The sequence below is a fragment of the Pelomicrobium sp. P1 genome (assembly GCF_052805615.1).
In genome coordinates, this window is the sequence record NZ_JBRBEM010000002.1 from 211,274 (window position 1) to 230,776 (window position 19,503).

The window sequence follows — 19,503 nt, forward strand, 5'->3', positions numbered from 1 at the left end:
AAGGTGAGCCTGCGCTGAAACTCAAGCGCCGCGCCCGCGCGATCGCACCCGGCACCGCCTTCGCTCATAGCACCGACTTCACAGCCTTCACCACGTTTTCCACGGTGAAGCCGAAGTGCTTGAAGAGGTCCCCGGCGGGCGCCGATTCGCCGAAGGTGTCGATCCCCACCACCGCGCCTTCGATCCCCACGTACTTGCGCCAGTAGTCGGTGACACCGGCTTCCACCGCCACCCGGGGTACACCCCTGGGCAGCACCGCTTCCCGGTACTGGGGATCCTGGCGATCGAACAGGGAGGTGCAGGGCATGGAGACCACCCGCACCGGGAGGCCCTCGCCGGCAAGGGCTTTCTGGGCGCCCATGGCGAGGGACACTTCCGAGCCGGTGGCGATGAGCACGCAGCGGGGCGCTCCCCCGGGCGCCTCCGCAAGCACGTAGCCCCCGCGCCGCACCCCCTCCAGGGCGGCCGCGTCCCGGGTCTGGAACGGAACGTTCTGCCGGGAGAGGAGGAGCGCCACCGGCCCGTCCCGGCGCTCGACGGCCCGCACCCAGGCCGCCGCGGTCTCCACCGTGTCGCACGGCCGCCACACCTCCATGTTGGGGATGAGCCGCAGGCTCGCCGCGTGCTCGATGGGCTGGTGGGTCGGCCCGTCTTCGCCGAGACCGATGGAGTCGTGGGTCAGCACGAACACCGCGTGCGCCTTCATCAGGGCCGCCATGCGCAAGGCGTTGCGGGCGTAGTCGGAGAACACCAGGAAGGTGCCGCCGTAGGGGATGAACCCGCCGTGCAGGGCCAGCCCGTTCATGATGGCGGCCATGCCGAACTCCCGCACGCCGTAGTGGATGTAGTTGCCGCCGTCCTTGCGGGTGACCGGCTTCGAGCCGGACCAGTTGGTCAGGTTCGACCCGGTGAGGTCCGCCGAGCCGCCGATCAGCTCCGGAAGCAGCGGCCCCAGCCCCTCGAGGGCGTTCTGGGACGCCTTGCGGGTGGCGATGGTCTCGGCCTTCTCGTGGGCCCGTTGCAGCAGCGCCTCCACGTGGGCGCTCCAGTTTTCCGGCAGCTCGCCCCGGATGCGCCGCTCGAACTCGGCCGCTTCCCGGGGATAGGCTTTGCGGTATTCGGCGAATTTGGCGTTCCACTCCGCCTCCAGCCTCGCCCCCTTTTTCCTGGCGTCCCAGGCCTCGTACACCTCCTTGGGAATCTCGAAGGGCCCGTAGTGCCAGCCGATGTGGGGCCGGGTGGCGGCCACCTCGGCCTCTCCCAGGGCCGCCCCGTGCACGTCGTGGCTTCCGGCCTTGTTGGGCGCGCCCATGCCGATCACCGTCTTGCAGCAGATGAGGCTGGGCTTGTCCGTGACCGCCTTCGCTTCCTCGATGGCCCCCTGGATCGCCACCGGGTCGTGGCCGTTCACGTTCGGCACCACGTGCCAGCCGTAGGCCTCGAAGCGCTTGGGGGTGTCGTCGGCGAACCAGCCTTCCACGTGCCCGTCGATGGAGATGCCGTTGTCGTCGTAGAAGCAGACGAGCTTGCCGAGCCCGAGGACCCCCGCCAGCGAACACGCCTCGTGGGAGACGCCCTCCATCAAGCAACCGTCGCCCAGGAACACGTAGGTGTAATGGTTGACGATGTCAAAGCCCGGACGGTTGAATTCCGCGGCCAGCACCTTTTCCGCGATGGCCATGCCCACGGCGTTGGCCAGTCCCTGACCCAGGGGGCCGGTGGTGGTCTCCACCCCGGGCGTGACCCCGTATTCCGGGTGGCCCGGCGTCTTCGAGTGCAGCTGGCGGAAGCGCTTGATCTCCTCCATGGGCAGGTCGTAGCCCGTGAGGTGCAGCAGCGCGTAGAGCAGCATGGAGCCGTGGCCGTTGGACAGAACGAACCGGTCCCGGTCGGGCCACTTGGGATTGGCCGGATTGTGGCGCAGATGATGGATCCACAACACCTCGGCGATCTCGGCCATGCCCATGGGCATGCCCGGGTGGCCGGACTTGGCCTTCTCCACCGCGTCCATGGCCAGCGCCCGGATGGCGCTGGTCAGGTTCTTGAAAACCGGTGCCTCGAAATCCTTGAAGCGCGCCTTGGCACTCATGCCTTGCTCCTTGGCGTTACGGTGAGGGATCCGGACGGGGCCCGGGCCCCGAGTCGCACTCCGAACGGCCCAGGCCGGGATCTGCGCCGAAGGGCGCTGATTATCGCCGACCCCTCATCCCCTAGGCAACGACACCCCCGCCGGATCCCTCGTGCGCGAGAAATTATGGGTGGCGGGCGCAGAGGAGAAAATCGAATGTTTTTATGGTGGGTATAACGACCGGGCGTCGGCGCGGTCAATCCTCGCCGCGGCCGGGAATGCGAATCCCCAACTGCTTCAGCTTGCGATAGAGGTGGGTGCGCTCGAGCCCCACCTTGTCCGCCACCCGGGAAATGTTGCCCTCTTCCCGGGCGATGTGGTGCTCGAAGTAGATCTGCTCGAAGCGCTCCCGGGCCTCCCGCAGGGGTAGATCCAGCGGGATCGGGAAGGGCTGCGCCGGGCCATCCGGGCGCGGCAGCAAGCGCTCGATCTCCTCCGCGGTGATCTCCGGGCCGAGGGCGGCGTGGGCGGCGGAACGGATCACCCCGTTCAGTTGCGCCAGATCGCCGGGCCAGCGGGCGTTGCGCAGCAGGTTGAGCGCCCCGGTGGACAGGGTGCGCACGGGCACCTCACCCGCCTCCACGCACTGGGAGAGGAGCATGCGAGCGATCTCGGGGATGTCTTCCCGGTGATCCTCGAGGGCCGGCACCGGGACAGTCAGCGCCGAGAGCAGCTCGTAGAGCTTGGCGTCGAACTGGCCTTGGCTCACCAGGGCAGCCAGGTTGTTGCGGGCGCTGGCGCACACCAGCCGGACGTTGTAGCGCTCCAGCTTGGCCGCGTGGATCAGCAGGCCCTTCTGCTCCAGGCGGCTCAAGTCCGCCACCTCCCGCAGGAACAACACGCCGTCGCGGGCCTCGGCCAGCAGGTCGACGGCCGGATCGATGAGGCGGGCGCCGTTCTCCAGCGCCACCCAGGGGGTGTTGGGGCGGTGCAGGAAGCGGGCGCACAGCTCCACCGGCGACCCCGGCGGGCCGAGGAGCAGCACCGGCGAGCGCAGGTTCGCCACCTGCTCCAGGCGGCGGCGCAGCTCGGCCACCACGGGCGAGCGGCCCAGGGCCAGCAGGGAAAGGGGCGGGGCGGGCTCGCTCTTGCCCCGCTGCAGGGCGCGCCCGACGGTGGCGAGCAGCTTCTGCATGGCGATGGGCTTTTCCAGGAAGTCGAAGGCGCCGATACGGGTCGCCTCCACCGCCGTGTCGATGGTGGCGTGCCCCGACATCATCACCACGGGCATGGTGAGCAGCCCCCGGCTGGCCCACTCCTTGAGCAGCGTCACCCCGTCGGTGTCGGGCATCCAGATGTCCAACAGCACCAGGTCGGGGCGCATGCGGTTGCGGATGTCCCGAGCCTGGCTGGCGTTCTCCGCCAGGCGCACCCGGTAGCCCTCGTCCTCCAGGATCTCGGACAGGAGCTCCCGGATGCCCACCTCGTCGTCCACGATCAGGATCTGGCTGGGTCCCATGGCCCGCCTCAGGAAGCCACCCGCCCCACGGCCATGCCGGCCTCGGCTACGGCGAGGGCCGGCAGCTCGATGGTGATGCGCGCCCCCCGGGGAGCGAGGTTTTCGATGCGCACTTTGCCGTCGTGGGCTTCGACGATTCTTCTCACGATGGCGAGCCCCAGTCCCGTGCCCTTGGGCTTGGTGGTGACGTAGGGTTCGAAGGCGCGGCGCACCACTTCCTCCGGAAACCCCTGGCCGTTGTCCAGCACCGACAGGGTCACCGTGCCGTCTTGCGCCCGGGTCGCCAGGGTGATCTGGGGCCGCGTCGCCTCCGCCGTGGCGTCCTGGGCGTTGCGCAGCAGGTTGTGGATCACCTGCCCCAACTGCTCCGCGTCGCCCATCACCAGGGGGAGCTGCGGCGCCAGGTCGACCCGGATAGCGGGCGCCGCCGCCTCGTAGAGGGGCAGAATGTCGTTGACCAGCCGGTTGATGTCAAGGGGCGCGCGCTTGATCTCCGGAAGCCGGGCGTAGCGGCTGAAAGCGTCCACCATGGTCTTCATGGCCGCGACCTGGGCGACGATGGTGCGGGTCGCCCGGGCGAGCACCTCCGCGTCGCGCCCGGTAAGCTTGTCCGCCAGCTTGTGCTGCAGCCGCTCGGCGGCGAGCTGGATGGGGGTGAGGGGATTCTTGATCTCGTGGGCCAGCCGGCGCGCCACCTCGCCCCAGGCCGCCTCCCGCTGGGCCTGGATCAGGTCGGTCACGTCGTCGAAAACCACCACGTAGCCGCTCGCCGCCACTTCCGGGAGCCGCGTGCCCCGCGCGAGCAGCACCTGGGTGCCGGAGGCGAGGGGTCGCTCCACCTGGCGCTGCCAGCGCTCCTCCTGGGATTGGGCGAATTCGCGCGCCACCGTCTCGACGAGAGGGGCGAGCTCCGGAAAGCGCTCGGCGATCTCGGCGTAGGTCAGGCCGACGAGGGCCTCCGCGTCCACCCCCAGGATGCGCGCCGCGCTGCGGTTGGCGGAGCGCAGCCGTCCCTCCTTGTCGAAGGCCACCACGCCCGAGGACAGGTTGGCGAGCAGGCTCTCCAGGTAAGCCTTGGCGCCTTCCACCTCGGCCTGCTTGCGCAGGGCCTCCGCCCGGGCCTCGGCGAGCTGCTGGGTCATGGCGTTGAACGAGGCCATGAGGATGCCCATCTCGTCCCGGCTCTGCACCGGGTGGCGGCGGCTGAAGTCCCCCTGGGCCACCGCCCGGGTGCCTTCAGCCAGCAGCCCCAGGGGCGCCGCCAGCCGCTCGCTCAGGATGAAAGCCAGGGCCAGCGCCGACAGCAGCGACAGCAGCAGCGACAGGGTCAGGGTCACGCGATACAGGCGCTTCAACCCGGTGCGCGCCAGTAGCAGCTCCTGGTAGTCCTGGTAGACCGCCTGCACCGACTCCGCGTCCTGCCTGAGCTGGGTCGGCACCGGCTGGATGAGCTGCAGCACCCGCACGTCCTCTCCCGGCAGGAGCACGTTCACCGGCATCAGCACCCGCAGCACCATGCCCCGGTCGGGCAGCCGCTCCACCGCCGAGTACGCCTTCTGCAACCGCACCTGCCGCAGCACGGCGGCGTCGGGAAAGTGGGGCAGCAGGGCCGCGCTGGCGCCGGTGGAGAAGGCGAGGAGCTTTCCCCGCTGGTCGAACAGGGACACTTCGAACAATCCCGTCTGCTCGCGCAACTGGTTGAGCAGCTCCAGGGGCTCGCGGCCGGGCTGTTCGGCGAGCACCAGGGAGAGATTCACCGCCGCCGCGTTCATGTCCTTGAGCATGTTGTCGAGGGCGGTACGGCCCAGGTTGAGGCCGCCTTCCAGCGCCCGCTCGACCCGCACGTCGAACCACGACTCGATGCTCTTGGTGAGGAACTGGACCGAGACCACGTACACCAGCGCCCCCGGCACCAGCGCCATGAGGGTGAAGAGCGCGAGCAGCTTGAAGGCCAGCCGCGAGCCGAACACGCCACGGCGCAGCTTCTTCACCAGCCGCGCGAGCTGCGTTCCCACCACCAGCAGCAACAGGACCACGAGCGCCCCGTTCAGCGCCAGCAGCAGCGGATACTGGTCGGCGAAAAGGGCGCTGTTGCGGCTCGCGGTGGCGAGGAGATATAGCAGCACCGCGCCCAGCCCGATGACGATGACCACCAGGTACTTCACGGGCGCCTCCTGCGGGCGGCGGCGCGGCTCACGGCATGAACCTCCACTGGTACCAGTCGGACTCGATCGCCCAGTCCCGGGTGGTGAGGGAGCTCACTTGAAACGGCGGCGGCAGCCGGGCGGGATCCAGGCGCATGCGCACCGCCGCCCGGTACACCACGCCCCGCTCGAGGGCTCGGCCGTCCAGCACCCGCCAGCCCCGCACCCGCCCCGCCCAGCGCAGCGCCGCCTCTAGGCTGTCGGCCACATGGGTGCCCTGATCGTCGGACACCTCGTACTGGCGCGTGAGGGGGACGTAGGAGAGCCGCACCGAATGCTCGCCGCCCGCGATGCGCTTGCCGAACCAGTACCTGCGCGGGCGCGACACTTCCACGTCCACCACGAAATGGACCGGCACGCCCTTGCTCAGGGCGGTAATGACGACGGGATTGAGGGAGATGGCGAAATCCGCGTTCAGGACGTAGCCGCTGCCCGCTTGCACCAGCTCGGCCGAATTCACCTCGATCGCCTCGGCCCGGGCCGCGGCGGCAGCGGCGAGGAGCAGGCAGGCGGCAAGCGCCCCGCGCCACGGACGCCGCTCAGCCCAGGGCCGGTTCAGCGCTTCCCTTACCGAGCAGGGCATAGAAAAATCCGTCCTGGGAGGCGTCGGGGAAAAGCTGCCGCATGCCGGACTCGGCGCCCGGCAGCGGCAGGAGCCGGGCGTCGCCGTGCCGCTCGAGGAACGCGCCGATGACGCCCTGATTCTCCTCGGCGAACACGGAGCAAGTGACGTAGAGCAATTTACCACCACTGTCCAGGACCCGCCACACGCCGTCCAGGATACGCCCCTGCTCGGCGGCGAACCGGGGAAGATCGGCGGCGCGTCTCAACCACTTGATGTCAGGATGGCGCCGCACGACCCCCGAGCCGCTGCAGGGCACGTCCGCCAGCACCCGCTGGAAGGGCCGGCCGTCCCACCAGCGTTGCGGGTCCGCGCCATCGGCGCACAGGAGGCTTGCCGAAAGCCCCAGGCGGGCAAGGTTGGCCTCGACCCGCTTCAGCCGCTCCGGGTCCCGGTCTAGGGCCACCAGCGCCACGTCCGCGTGCTCGAGGAGGTGGGCCGCCTTGCCCCCCGGGGCGCTGCAGGCGTCCAGCACCCGCATCCCGGGCTGCGGGTCCAGGAAGGCGGGCGCGAGCTGGGCTCCCAGGTCCTGCACCGACACCCAGCCTTCGGCAAAGCGCGGCAGCCGCTCCACCGGCACCGGCCGCTCCAGCAGCACTCCCGCGGGCGGCACCGGGCGGGCTTCGAGCCCCGCCTCCGTGAGCAGCGCCAGGTACCCCTCCAGGGTCGTGCGCCGCAGGTTCACCCGCAGGCCCATGGGCGGATGCCCGTTGCCGGTCTCGAGCAGCGCCCGGTAGCGCCCGGGATACTGGATCTTCAGCGCCTCGATCCACCAGCGGGGATGGGAGTAGCGGGCGCTCTCGTCGTCGGCCACGGCGCTCCTCACCAGCTCCGCCGAGCGGCGCTGGAAGGCGCGCAACACCGCGTTGGCGAACCCGCGCGCCCCCTGCCCTGCCAGCTCGCCCGCAAGCCCCACCGCTTCGCTTACCACGGCGTGGGGCGCCGCCCGGGTGGCATGGAGCTGGTACAGAGCCACCAGGAGCAAGGCCCGAAGCCGCTGCGGGCGGGGGGCCTTACGCGCGAGCCGCTCGAGGACCGCGGCGAGCAGCCCGTAGTGGCGCAGGGTGCCGTAGGCCAGATCCTGGGCGCGGGCCCGCTCGGCCCCCGCCAGATCTTTCCGCCGGTCCAAGGCGAGGGGCAGCGCCGTGGAGAGACTCTCGCCCCCGAGGACCCGCGCCACCGCTTCGGCGGCCACCCGCTGGGCTTCGCGCATCGTCCCGAGACCCCCGCTTCAGCCGCCCAGCCGCTCCCCGGGCTGCAGGGGGAAGCCCCGCAGGAACTCGGCCGCGGGCAAGCGCCGCCCGCCCGGGCGCTGCAATTCCAGGATCCGCAGCGCCCCCGAGCCGCAGCCCACCACCAGGCCTTCCGCGTTCGCCTGGAGCACCCGACCGGGCGCGCCCCCTGGAGATTCCACCGGCCGAGCCCGCCACAGCTTGAGGGCCGTGCCTCTGGCGGAGGTGGCGGCTCCCGGATGGGGGCTGAACGCTCGCACCTGGCGCTCGATGAAAGCGGCCTCCCGGCTCCAGTCGATGGCGGCTTCCTCCCGGGCGATCTTGGGGGCGTAGCAGGCCCCCGCCTCATCCTGGGGCGTGGGGCGCAGCTTCTCCGCTTCCAGGGCGTCCAGAGCTTCCACGATACATTGGGCCCCCAGGGCAGCCAGCTTGCCGGTGAGGCTGCCTGCGGTATCGTCCGGGGCAATGGGCAGGGCCCGCTGGAGCAGCACCGGGCCGGTGTCCAGGCCCTCGTCCATCTGCATGATGGTAATGCCCGTTTGCTCGTCCCCGGCGAGGATGGCTCGTGGGATGGGCGCGGCGCCGCGCCAGCGGGGGAGGAGGGAGGCGTGGATGTTGACGCAGCCATGGCGCGGGATCGCTAGGACCGCGCGGGGGAGGAGCAGGCCGTAGGCCGCCACTACCAGCACATCCGGCGCCGCCTCCACCAGCGCCTGCTGGACCGCCCCATCCCGCAGGGTCTGGGGCTGGAGCAACGCGAGCCCCGCCTCCTGCGCCAGTCGCTTCACCGGGCTTGGGGCGGGCTTGAGGCCCCGACCTGCCGGCCGGTCCGGCTGGGTCAATACCAGCATGACCCGGTGTCGGGAACGCAGCAGCGCCGCCAAGGCGGTCGCCGCGAATTCGGGCGTGCCGGCGAAAACGAGATTCATGGGGGAATCTCCCGGTCCTGGACCGGGACCGGGCTCACATGACCTTGCGCTGCTGCTTGCGCAGCTTGGCCAGGATGCGATTCTGCTTGAGGCGCGAGAGGTACTCGACGAAGACCTTGCCCTGCAGGTGGTCCATCTCGTGCTGGATGCACACGGCGAGCAGGCCCTCCGCGTCCAGGGTGAAGGATTTGCCCTGCGGGTCCAAGGCCCGCACGGTCACCCGCTCGGCCCGCTGCACCCGCTCGAAAATGCCGGGCACCGAAAGGCAGCCCTCTTCGATCTCCGACACGCCGCTCTTCGCCAGGATCTCCGGGTTGATGAGCACCAGCAACCGATCCCGGGTCTCGGACACGTCGATGGTGATCACCTGCAGATGAACGTCGATCTGGGTGGCAGCGAGCCCGATGCCTGGGGCGGCGTACATGGTCTCCGCCATGTCCTGGACCAAGGCCCGGATGGAATCGTCCACCAAGGCGACCGGGGCCGCTTTCTTGTGCAGCCGAGGATCGGGGTACTGCAGGATTTGCCGGATCGCCATAAAATCTTGCCGATTGAATGGACTATATGGAGAATTTAATCTAAAGTGTCAACTGGAAGCCAGCCGTCCGCCCCTCTTTACTCCGCCGGCGGGGGAGGCGCCAGCCCATCGAAAAAGGCGAAGCCGCTATGCATAAGAGCATTATATCCCTGTTTTTGTTTCCTTGTTTCCTCCTTTGGCTGCCCGCCAAGGGCGTTCAGGCCCAGCCCCTACAGCTCGTCCCTGACGCCCCGGACCGGTACGTGGTCCAGAAGGGCGACACCCTGTGGGCCATCTCCGGCCGCTACCTCCAGAGCCCGTGGCGCTGGCCCGAGCTATGGGGGATGAACAAGGAACAGATCAAAAATCCCCACCTGATCTATCCGGGCGACGTGCTGGTGCTGGACCGCCGCGGCCCGGCACCCCGGCTCTCCAAGGAAATGGAGACGGTGAAGCTCTCTCCCCGGGTCCGGGTGGAGCCCAGCACCCGGGAGGCCATTCCCACCATCCCGGCGAGCGCCATCCGGCCGTTCTTGGCCAAGCCTCTGGTGGTGGACGCCCAAGGACTCCATGGGGCGCCCCGCATCGTCGCCATGCAGGAGGGGCGGGTGATCGCCTCCGCCGGCGACCTGCTGAGCGTCGCCGGCCTGCCCCAGGGCCAGGGCCTGCTCTGGGACATCTACGAGCTGGGGGGTGCCTTGAAAGACCCGGGAACTGGAGAAATCCTGGGCCACGAGGCGGTGCATCTGGGGACGGGCCGGATCGTGCGCCATGAACCCGCGGCCACGGTGGTGGAGGTGGTGGATTCCAACCAGGAGATCCTTCTGGGGGCCCGGCTGGTGAAAGCCGTCGAAATGCCTTACATCAACTTCGTACCTAAGGCGCCCCAGCGCCGGATCTCCGGTTTCGTCATCTCCACCTACGGCGGGAGCACCGAGGCGGGCCCCACCGCCGTCGTGGCCATCAACAAGGGCAAGCGGGACGGCCTGGAGCTTGGGGACGTACTGAAGGTGCGGGCGGGCCAAGGCCGGGCGACGGTGGAGCGGGGGCGCTCGGCGGAGGCCGCCCCTGACCAGAGCATCGGGTTGATCATGGTGTTCCGCACCTTCGACCGGGTGTCCTACGCCATGGTGATGCAGGCGAACCGCCAAGTGGCGCCTCTGGACACGATCGAAAACCCTTGAGCGACGGCAGGGCCGCGACCGGGCGATTTCGCCCATGGCGCCGGATCGCCGCACCGAGGCCTGGGTTCGGCTGAGCCTCGTTCCCGGATCGGGCGGCAAGACCCTGCGGAGTCTCCTCGCCGCCTGCGGCGGACCGGAAGAGGTGCTGGCCGCCTCCCGGGGCTTGGTCGCCCGCATCGCCGGGGAAGCCGCCGCGGCCCGCTTGCAGGCGGGCCCTGACCCGGCCCAGGTCGAAGCGACCCTGGCCTGGGCCCAACTCCCCGGCCATCACCTGGTGGCCCTGGACGACCCCCGCTATCCCGGACAACTGCTCCATATCCCGGATCCACCCCTGCTCCTGTACGTGAGGGGCAGGGCCGAGCTCCTGGCGCGACCGGCCCTGGCCATCGTGGGCAGCCGCAACGCCACGCCCCAGGGCCTGGCCAACGCCGAAGCCTTCGCCAAGGCCTTGAGCGACGCCGGGCTGACCATCGTGAGCGGTCTCGCCTTGGGGATCGACGCCGCGGCCCATCGGGGCGGCCTCGCCGGAGCCTCCAGCAGCGTGGCGGTCACCGGGACCGGGCTTGACCGGGTCTACCCGGCCCGCAACCGGGACCTGGCCCTGGCCCTGGCGGAACAGGGGGCCCTGGTGTCCGAGTTTCCCCTGGGAACGCCCGCCCGGGCGGAGAACTTCCCCCGCCGCAATCGGCTCCTGAGCGGCCTGTCCCGGGGTTGCCTCGTGGTGGAGGCGGCGCTCCAGAGCGGCTCCCTCATCACCGCCCGCCTGGCCGCAGACCAGGGCCGGGAAGTCTTCGCCATCCCCGGCTCTATCCACTCGCCCCTGTCAAAGGGCTGCCATGCCCTCATCAAGCAGGGGGCGAAGTTGGTAGAAACCGCCCGGGACATCCTGGAAGAGCTGGGCCTCCAAGCGGCGGGCATCGGGCCGTCCTTAGGCCTCGCCCCCGGTTCTGCGGCACCCGGCCAGGCGGAGGCCTCGCCCCTGCTCGCCCACCTGGGCTTCGACCCGGTGGACCTGGATACTCTGGCCCAGCGCAGCGGCCGGCCACCCCAGGAGCTCCTGGCAGAGCTGGTGGCCCTGGAGCTGGAAGGCCGGATCGCCAGCCTACCCGGCAGCCGCTACCAGAGAATCAAATAAAAAAATCAAAATATTGTGAGTAAGTAAGCGCTCGCAATACGAGTGCCCCGGCTGCCCGCCTGACTTGTACCGCCCGGGAATAGCTCCTATCATCAACCGCTTTCTTTTTCCGGCGCGAACGCTCCCAGCGGTCCATTCCATGGGTAAGAAACTGATCATCGCCGAGAAGCCTTCCGTCGCCGCGGACATCGCCCGGGCGCTGGGGGGCTTCAAGAAGCACGGCGAGTATTACGAAAGTGATCGCTACGTGCTCTCCTCCGCCGTGGGCCATCTGCTGGAGCTAGCCGTTCCTGAGGGGCACGAGGTGAAGCGAGGCAAGTGGTCCTTCGCCCACCTACCGGTGATCCCGCCCCACTTCGAGCTCAAGCCCATCGAAAAATCCGAGGAGCGGCTCAAGCTCTTACTGCGCCTCATCAAGCGCAAGGACGTGACGGGCCTCATCAACGCCTGCGACGCCGGGCGCGAAGGGGAGCTCATCTTCCGCTACATCGTCCGCTACGCCAAAACCCGCAAGCCCATCGAGCGGCTGTGGTTGCAGTCCATGACCCCCGAGGCGATCCGGGAGGGCTTCGCCCAGCTCAAGAAGGACGAGGAGCTGCGGCCCCTGGCGGACGCGGCCGTGTGCCGCTCGGAGGCGGACTGGCTGGTGGGCATCAACGGCACCCGGGCCATGACCGCCTTCAACTCCAAGGACGGGGGCTTCTACAAGACCACCGTCGGGCGGGTCCAGACGCCCACCCTGCGCATCCTGGTGGAGCGGGAGGAGCAGATCCGCAACTTCGTGCCCCGGGACTACTGGGAGGTGCACGCCACCTTCGCCTGCGCGGGGGGCGAATACCCGGGCCGCTGGTTCGACGAAAAGGCGGCCAAAACGGGCGCCGAGGGCGACCCCGAGGCGCGGCCCGAGCGGCTGTGGGACCAGGCCCGGGCGGAGGCGATCCGCGCCAAGTGCGAGGGCAAGCCGGGCACGGTCAGCGAGGAGGCGAAACCGTCCACCCAGGTGGCGCCGCTGCTTTTCGACCTGACCAGCCTGCAGCGGGAGGCCAACAGCCGGTTCGGCTTCTCCGCCCGCATGACCCTGTCCCTGGCCCAGGCCCTGTACGAAAAGCACAAGGTGCTCACTTATCCGCGCACCGACTCCCGGGCGTTGCCCGAGGATTACCTCGCCACGGTCAAGAAGACCCTGGAGACCCTGCGCGGGGGGAAGAAAAGCGAAGCCTCCCCCTACGCCCCCTTTGCCGACCAGATCCTGAAACAGGGCTGGGTGCGGCCGAACAAGCGGGTCTTCAACAACGAGAAGGTCTCGGACCATTTCGCCATCATCCCCACCCTGCAGCCGCCCAAGCACCTGAACGAGACGGAAGCGAAGCTCTACGACTTGGTGGTGCGCCGCTTCCTGGCGGTGTTCTACCCAGCGGCCGAGTACTTGGTGACCACCCGGATCACCCGGGTGGCGGGCGAGGCGTTCAAGACCGAAGGGCGGGTGCTGGTGAACCCGGGCTGGCTCGCGGTCTACGGCAAGGCGGCCGAGGAGGACGCCCAGCGCCTTCCTCCCGTCCAGGCGGGAGAGAAGGCGCGCACCCTAGCGGTGGAGGTGCGGCAGAACCAGACCAAGCCTCCTCCCCGCTACACGGAGGCCACGCTCCTCTCCGCCATGGAGGGGGCGGGCAAGCTCATCGAGGACGAGGAGCTGCGGGCGGCGATGGCGGCCCGGGGCCTGGGAACCCCCGCCACCCGCTCCCAGATCATCGAGGGCTTGATCCAGGAGGAATACGTGCATAGGAACGGCCGGGATCTGCAGCCCACCGCCAAGGCCTTCTCCCTGCTCTTCGCCCTGGACCACTTCGGGGTCAACGAGCTCACCTCCCCGGAACTCACGGGCCAATGGGAGTACAAGCTCAAGCAGATGGAGCAGGGGAAGCTCCCCCGCAGCGAGTTCATGGACCACATCGTGGACCTCACCCGCGACATGGTGAAGCGCATCAAGGAGGGAGAGATCCCGGACGAAGCCTTCCGCACCCTCAAGACGCCCTGTCCCAAGTGCGGCGGCGTGGTGCAGGAGAACTACCGCAAGTTCCAGTGCCAGGGCTGCGACTTCGCCATCTGGAAGGTGATCTCCGGCCGAGAGCTGGAGCCGGAAGAGGTGGAGCGGTTGATCACCCAGCGCAGCGTGGGGCCCCTCACGGGCTTTCGCAGCCGCATGGGCCGGCCGTTTTCGGCGGTCCTACGGCTCAGCGACGACCTGCGCACCGAGTTCGACTTCGGTCAGGCGAGTGCCGAAGGCGACGAGGAGGAAGCGGACTTCTCAGGCCAGGAGCCCGTGGGCCCCTGTCCCAAGTGCGGGGCCCGGGTCTACGAGGTCGCCGCGGCGTACCTGTGCGAGCGCTCGGTGGGGCCCAGCCGTAGCTGCGACTTCCGTACCGGCAAGGTGATCCTGCAGCGGCCCATCGAGCGGGAGCAGATGAAGAAGCTGCTTGCCCACCGCAAGACCGACCTGCTGCATCGCTTCATTTCCCGCAAGAACGGCCGCCCGTTCTCCGCCTTTCTCACCCTGTCGGGCGATGGCAGCGTGGGGTTCGAGTTCGCTCCCAGGGAATCCAAGAGCGCGAAGCAGAGAGAAGCGGGAGAGGCCAAAGCGGCGCCGAAGCCCGAAACCCGCCGCCGGGCAGCCGCCAAATAACCCCTTTTAACCCCTTTCGAAATCGCCTCTAGATATCCAGGTTGCGTACGCCGAGGGCGTTTTCCTCGATGAACGCCCGCCGCGGCTCCACCTGATCCCCCATCAGGGTGGTGAAGATCTCGTCCGCGGTGATGCTGTCCTCGATCTGGGCCTTGAGCAGCCGGCGCTTGGCCGGGTCCATGGTGGTCTCCCAGAGCTGCTCCGGGTTCATCTCCCCCAGGCCCTTGTAGCGCTGGATGGAGGCGTGGGCGCGCACTTCGGCGAGGAGCCAGTCGATGGCCTCGCGGAAATCGGCGACCGCCCGCTTGTGCTCGCCCCTGGCCACGTAGGCCCCTTTGTGCAGCAGGCCCGAAAGGGCTTGGGCCGTCTCCCGGATCTGGGCGCAATCGCCGCTTTGCAAGAACTCCTGGTCGATGGAGCTCGCGCGCACGACCCCGTGCTCCCGGCGCAGGATCATAAGGCGCAGGGCCTCGGTGGCCTCGTCCACCCCCACCTCGACGGCGAGCGCCGGATCGTCCACCGCCGCCGCCAGGACCCTGGCGCTTTCCTCCGCCGCCGCCCGGCCGGACAGGTCCAGCGTCACGCCCTTGAGCAGGGCGCGCAGGGCGTCCCGGTCCACCCCCCGGCTTAGCCGGTCGATCACCGCTTCGGCGAGAAGATACTGTTCCGCGAGCCTCTGGAAAGCGGCCGGTGGCAGCGCCTCTGCCTCCGCCGAGGGGTACAGGGCCGCGTCGGCGAGGGCCTGCTTGAGCAGGAACTGCTTGAGCTCGTGGTCGTCCCGCAAATAGGTCTCCTGGCGCCCAAGCTTTATCTTGTAGAGGGGCGGCTGGGCGATGTAGATATGGCCGCGCTCGATCAGCTCCGGCATCTGGCGATAGAAGAAGGTGAGCAGCAGCGTACGGATGTGGGAGCCGTCCACGTCGGCGTCCGTCATGATGATGATGCGGTGGTAGCGCAGCCTGTCCGGGTTGTACTCGTCCTTGCCGATGCCGGTGCCCAGCGCCGTGATCAGGGTGGCGATCTCCTGGGAGGAGATGAGCCTGTCGAAGCGCGCCCTCTCCACGTTGAGGATCTTGCCCTTCAAGGGCAGCACCGCCTGGAAGCGCCGGTCCCGCGCCTGCTTGGCCGAGCCGCCGGCGGAGTCCCCTTCCACCAGGTACAGTTCCGACCGGGACGGGTCCCGTTCCTGGCAGTCGGCGAGCTTCCCCGGCAGGCCGAAGCCGTCCAGCACCCCCTTGCGCCGGGTGAGCTCGCGCGCTTTCCGCGCCGCCTCCCGGGCCCGCGCCGCCTCGATGATCTTGTTGCAGATGATCCTGGCGTCCTGGGGATGCTCCATCAGGAAGTCGTGGAGCTTGGCGGAGACGATCTCCTGCACCACCGGCTGGACCTCCGAGGAGACCAGCTTGTCCTTGGTCTGGGAGGAGAACTTGGGCTCGGGGACCTTCACCGAGAGCACGCAGGTCAGCCCTTCCCGCATGTCGTCGCCGGTGGTCTCCACCCTGGCCTTCTTCGCCAGCTCCTCCTTCTCGATGTAGCTGTTGAGCGTGCGCGTGAGCGCCGCCCGAAGCCCGGTCAAATGGGTGCCACCGTCGCGCTGGGGGATGTTGTTGGTGAAGCACTGGACCGACTCCTGGTAGGAGTCGTTCCACTGCATGGCCACCTCCACCGTGATGCCGTCCTTTTCTCCGACCGCGTGGAAGATGTTGGAGTGGAGCACCACCTTGGTGCGGTTCATGTACTCCACGAACCCCTTGACACCGCCGCTGTAAGCGAAGTCCTCGCTCTTGCCGCTGCGCTGGTCCACGAGCTGGATCCTGACGCCGTTGTTCAGGAACGAGAGCTCCCGCAGCCGCTTGGCCAGGATCTCGTAGTGGAACTCCACCTTGCCGAAGATCTTCTCGTCGGCGAGGAAGTGCACTTCGGTCCCGGTCTTCTCGGTCTTGCCGATCACCTTGAGGGGCGCCACCGGCACGCCGTGGTCGAACTCCATGGCGTGCACCAGGCCGTCGCGGCGGATGGTGAGGCGCAGCCACTTGGAGAGGGCGTTGACGCAGGACACCCCCACCCCGTGCAGCCCGCCCGACACCTTGTAGGAGTTGCTGTCGAACTTGCCCCCGGCGTGCAGCTCGGTCATCACGATCTCCGCCGCCGAGCGCTTGAGCTCGTCGTCCTCCTTGATCCCGGTGGGGATGCCGCGGCCGTTGTCGATCACCGACACGGAATTGTCCGGGTGGATCACCACCTTGATGTCGTCGCAGTAGCCGGCCAACGCCTCGTCGATGGAGTTGTCCACCACCTCGAACACCATGTGGTGCAGCCCGGTGCCGTCGGAGGTGTCGCCGATGTACATGCCGGGGCGCTTGCGCACCGCCTCCAAGCCCTTCAGCACCTTGATGCTGCTGGAGTCGTAGCTGGAGCTCGGGCGTTCTTTGGCCGCTATCTCAGTCACCGGATTCACCCTCGTTAGATGCGCATCGGCATGACGACGTACTTGAACTGGTCGTCGCCCGGCACCGTCACCAGGCAGCTGGAATTGGGATCGTTAAAGGCGCAGCGCACGGTCTCGCTGGCAAGATTGCCCAGCACGTCCAAGAGGTAGGTCACGTTGAAGCCGATGTCCAGCGGCTCGCCGCTATAGGCCACCGCCAGCTCCTCCTGGGCCTCCTCCTGCTCGTTGTTGGTGCAGATCACCCGCAGGCTATCGGCTGTCAGCACCAGGCGCACGCCGCGGATCTTGTCGTTGGAGAGGATGGCGGTGCGGCTTAGCGCCTGCAGGAAGGCGAGGCGCGGCAACTCGACCACCTTGGGATGGGCCTGGGGAATCACCCGCTGGTAGTCGGGGAACTTGCCGTCTACCACCTTGGAGACCAGCACCACGCCGCCGAAGGCGAAGCGTACCTGGTTCGGCCGCACGGTGATCTCCACCGCGTCCTCCGAGTCCGACAGGAGCTTCAGCACCTCCAGCACTGCCTTGCGCGGCACGATCACCTCCCGCGCTTCCTGGGCGGAGGGAAGCCCCGTCGCGGCGTAAGCCAGACGGTGGCCGTCGGTGGCCACCAGCTTGAGGGCCTGGCCGCCCAGCACCAGCAGCAGCCCGTTCAGGTAGTAGCGGATGTCCTGCTGGGCCATGGCGTAATGGACCAGGGCCAGCAGCCGCCGCAACTCCTTCTGCGGCAGCCGCACGCTCAATTCGTCACCCGCGGTCTCGGCGAGCCGGGGAAAGTCCTCGGCGGGCAGGGTCTGCAAGCTGAAGCGGCTGCGGCCCGCCTTGACCTGGAGCCGCCCGTCCTCCTGGGCGAGCGCCACCTGGGCATCCTCCGGAAGCGCCCGCAGGATATCGTGGAGCTTGCGCGCCGCCACGGTGAGGGAGAAAGGTTTCGCGCTTTCCTTGAGCCCGTGAGCCGAGGTGGAGACCTGGATCTCCAGGTCGGTGGCCATGAAGCGAGTGCCGTCCTGGCCGCGCTCGATCAGCACGTTGGATAGGATCTGAAGGGTGTGCCGCCTCTCGACGATTCCGGTGACCGCCTGGAGGGGCCTCAAAAGCGCGTCCCGGTCGGCTTCGATCAGTAACATGATTGTCCTTCTGGTAAGAATAGATAAGCCCGTCGAAAAGCCCTCGAAACAGGAAATTTGTTAATTATAACAATCTCTTGTACCTATGGAAAGACTGGGTATAAGCCCCAGTCGGGCTGTGGACAGATTGTGTACGAAAAACCGGACCGGACGCGCCGCGGGGGTTATCCACAGGCTGTCCATGCGCCATCAACCGCGCAGGATCTGAATGAGCGTCTTGAAATCCCGGGAGATTTCAGGGTTTGTGGCCTGCAGCTCGCCGATCTTGCGGCAGGCGTGGAGCACGGTGGTATGGTCGCGCCCTCCGAAGGCGTCGCCGATGTCCGGCAGGCTCAAGGAGGTGAGTTCCTTGGCCAGCGCCATGGCGAGCTGTCGCGGGCGGGCCACGTTGCGGGAGCGCTTCTTCGAGTACAGGTCCGACACCTTGATCTTGTAGTAGTCGGCCACCGTCTTCTGGATGTTCTCGATGGAGATCTGCCGGCTCTGCACCGCCAGCAGGTCCTTCAGCGCCTCCCGGGCCAGGTCGAGGGTGATGGGCATGCCGGTGAAGCGGGAGAAGGCTACCACGCGCTTGAGTGCCCCCTCTAGCTCCCGGACGTTGGAGCGGATGTGCTTGGCGACGAAGAAAGCGACGCCCTCGTCCAGTTGAATCTGCTCGGAGGCCGCCTTCTTGATCAGGATCGCCACCCGCATTTCCAGCTCCGGCGGCTCCACCGCCACCGTGAGTCCCCAGCCGAAGCGGGAGATCAGCCGGTCTTCGATCCCGTTGATCTCCTTCGGGTAGCTGTCGCAGGTGATCACCACCTGCTTGTGGGCCTCGATCAGGGCGTTGAAGGCGTAGAAAAACTCCTCCTGGGTGCGGCTCTTGCCACCGAAGAACTGGATGTCGTCGATCAGCAGCAAGTCCAGGGAGTGGTAGTACTGCTTGAAGTCGTCGAAGGACTTGTGCTGGTAAGCCTTCACGACGTCGGAGACGTACTGTTCGGCGTGGGTGTAGCGGATCTTCGCTTCGGGATGGAGTTCGTGCACCAGGTTACCGATGGCCTGGATCAGATGGGTCTTTCCCAGTCCCACGCCGCCATAGATGAACAGGGGGTTGTAGGCGGTGCCGGGATTTTCCGCCACCTGGATGGCGGCGGCCCGGGCGAGTTGGTTCGCCTTGCCGGTGACGAAGGTGTCGAAGGTGAAGATGGGATTGAGCCGGCTCGGGTCCCGGACCCGGGTTCTGGCTCGGGGCAGGCTCGCGGCGCCGGCACCCTCGACCCCCTGACCCGAAAGCTCCAGGGTGACGGGCACGGCCGCGGCGAAATGGGCCTTGGCCATGCCTTCGATCGCCTCCAGGAAGCGGTCCCGCACCCAGTCCAGGACGAAGCGGTTGGGGGCGTGGAGGACGATGCCCCGGGGCTGCCGCTCGTATTTCAACGGCTTGATCCAGGTCTTGAACTGCTGCGGCGTGAGCTCGCGCTCGAAATGCTTGAGACAGCCTGCCCAGAACTCGTCCATGGAGATGGGGGATCTTTTTTTGGGAGAAGGACTTCGCGCCGGCGGCGCGAAATCGACGAAGCGTTATTCTAGTCCCTTCGCCGTGCCTTATCCACAGCGCCCGAGCGCGTCCGCGGCTGCGCCGCCAGCGGGCCGCGGTTGACAGGGTGCGGGTCTCGGTTTGTAATAGCGGGCTTTTCCGCCCAACGATGAGGTTTAACCATGAAGCGCACCTATCAGCCGTCGGTCGTTCGGCGAAAGCGCACCCATGGCTTCCGGGTCCGCATGCGCAGCCGCTCGGGTGCGGCAGTGATCCGCGCGCGCCGGGCGAAGGGCCGCGCTCGGCTCAGCGTCTGAC

14 protein-coding genes are annotated in these 19,503 nt (G+C 68.1%); 4 read left to right on the forward strand and 10 right to left on the reverse strand.

Going from position 1 to position 19,503, the window contains the following annotated elements; genetic code table 11:
* Positions 1 to 64 precede the first annotated feature (64 nt).
* The 7 genes from tkt to def form a co-directional block, all read right to left on the reverse strand.
* On the reverse strand, positions 65 to 2,089 hold the full coding sequence (tkt, locus tag ACUVYZ_RS03185; RefSeq protein ID WP_439932992.1) for a transketolase: 2,025 nt from the start codon (positions 2,087 to 2,089) through the stop codon (positions 65 to 67).
* A gap of 235 nt (positions 2,090 to 2,324) precedes the next feature.
* Positions 2,325 to 3,587 carry a sigma-54-dependent transcriptional regulator gene (locus ACUVYZ_RS03190; RefSeq protein ID WP_439932993.1) on the reverse strand — a complete coding sequence of 421 codons (1,263 nt, stop codon included), beginning with the start codon at positions 3,585 to 3,587 and terminating at the stop codon, positions 2,325 to 2,327.
* Between the two features lie 8 nt (positions 3,588 to 3,595).
* Complete coding sequence (locus ACUVYZ_RS03195) at positions 3,596 to 5,752, reverse strand: sensor histidine kinase (RefSeq protein ID WP_439932994.1); 2,157 nt, start codon at positions 5,750 to 5,752, stop codon at positions 3,596 to 3,598.
* A 28-nt stretch (positions 5,753 to 5,780) separates the two neighbouring features.
* Complete coding sequence (locus ACUVYZ_RS03200) at positions 5,781 to 6,374, reverse strand: DUF4390 domain-containing protein (protein ID WP_439932995.1); 594 nt, start codon at positions 6,372 to 6,374, stop codon at positions 5,781 to 5,783.
* The gene (rsmB, locus tag ACUVYZ_RS03205) at positions 6,331 to 7,626 is read right to left on the reverse strand and encodes a 16S rRNA (cytosine(967)-C(5))-methyltransferase RsmB (protein WP_439932996.1); all 1,296 of its coding nucleotides are present in this window, start codon (positions 7,624 to 7,626) and stop codon (positions 6,331 to 6,333) included. Before rsmB ends, ACUVYZ_RS03200 begins: the two co-directional genes overlap by 44 nt.
* A gap of 18 nt (positions 7,627 to 7,644) precedes the next feature.
* Positions 7,645 to 8,574, reverse strand: coding sequence for a methionyl-tRNA formyltransferase (fmt, locus tag ACUVYZ_RS03210; protein ID WP_439932997.1), 930 nt, complete (start codon positions 8,572 to 8,574; stop codon positions 7,645 to 7,647).
* Positions 8,575 to 8,608: 34 nt separating this feature from the next.
* Positions 8,609 to 9,112 carry a peptide deformylase gene (gene def / locus ACUVYZ_RS03215; protein ID WP_439932998.1) on the reverse strand — a complete coding sequence of 168 codons (504 nt, stop codon included), beginning with the start codon at positions 9,110 to 9,112 and terminating at the stop codon, positions 8,609 to 8,611.
* 128 nt (positions 9,113 to 9,240) lie between these two features.
* Between def and ACUVYZ_RS03220 the strand changes: the two genes are divergently transcribed.
* The 3 genes from ACUVYZ_RS03220 (at position 9,241) to ACUVYZ_RS03230 (ending at position 14,090) form a co-directional block, all read left to right on the forward strand.
* Positions 9,241 to 10,275 (forward strand): LysM peptidoglycan-binding domain-containing protein, encoded by a 1,035-nt coding sequence (locus tag ACUVYZ_RS03220; protein ID WP_439932999.1) that lies wholly within the window; start codon positions 9,241 to 9,243, stop codon positions 10,273 to 10,275.
* A gap of 34 nt (positions 10,276 to 10,309) precedes the next feature.
* Positions 10,310 to 11,410, forward strand: a complete 1,101-nt coding sequence (gene dprA, locus ACUVYZ_RS03225) for a DNA-processing protein DprA (RefSeq protein WP_439933000.1) — start codon at positions 10,310 to 10,312, stop codon at positions 11,408 to 11,410.
* Positions 11,411 to 11,549: 139 nt separating this feature from the next.
* Positions 11,550 to 14,090, forward strand: coding sequence for a DNA topoisomerase III (locus tag ACUVYZ_RS03230; protein ID WP_439933001.1), 2,541 nt, complete (start codon positions 11,550 to 11,552; stop codon positions 14,088 to 14,090).
* Between the two features lie 28 nt (positions 14,091 to 14,118).
* Here ACUVYZ_RS03230 and gyrB read toward each other — a convergent pair whose 3' ends face one another.
* From gyrB to dnaA, 3 genes are all read right to left on the reverse strand, one after another.
* Positions 14,119 to 16,548: a DNA topoisomerase (ATP-hydrolyzing) subunit B gene (gene gyrB / locus ACUVYZ_RS03235; RefSeq protein ID WP_439933002.1), complete on the reverse strand. Its 2,430-nt coding sequence runs from the start codon at positions 16,546 to 16,548 to the stop codon at positions 14,119 to 14,121.
* 5 nt (positions 16,549 to 16,553) lie between these two features.
* A complete protein-coding gene (dnaN, locus tag ACUVYZ_RS03240; RefSeq protein ID WP_439933003.1) occupies positions 16,554 to 17,663 on the reverse strand; it encodes a DNA polymerase III subunit beta in 1,110 nt (369 codons plus the stop codon).
* A gap of 189 nt (positions 17,664 to 17,852) precedes the next feature.
* Entirely contained in the window at positions 17,853 to 19,166 is a 1,314-nt protein-coding gene (gene dnaA / locus ACUVYZ_RS03245; RefSeq protein ID WP_439933004.1) for a chromosomal replication initiator protein DnaA, read from the reverse strand.
* A gap of 201 nt (positions 19,167 to 19,367) precedes the next feature.
* Between dnaA and rpmH the strand changes: the two genes are divergently transcribed.
* Positions 19,368 to 19,502: a 50S ribosomal protein L34 gene (rpmH, locus tag ACUVYZ_RS03250; protein WP_439933096.1), complete on the forward strand. Its 135-nt coding sequence runs from the start codon at positions 19,368 to 19,370 to the stop codon at positions 19,500 to 19,502.
* Position 19,503: the final 1 nt, after the last annotated feature.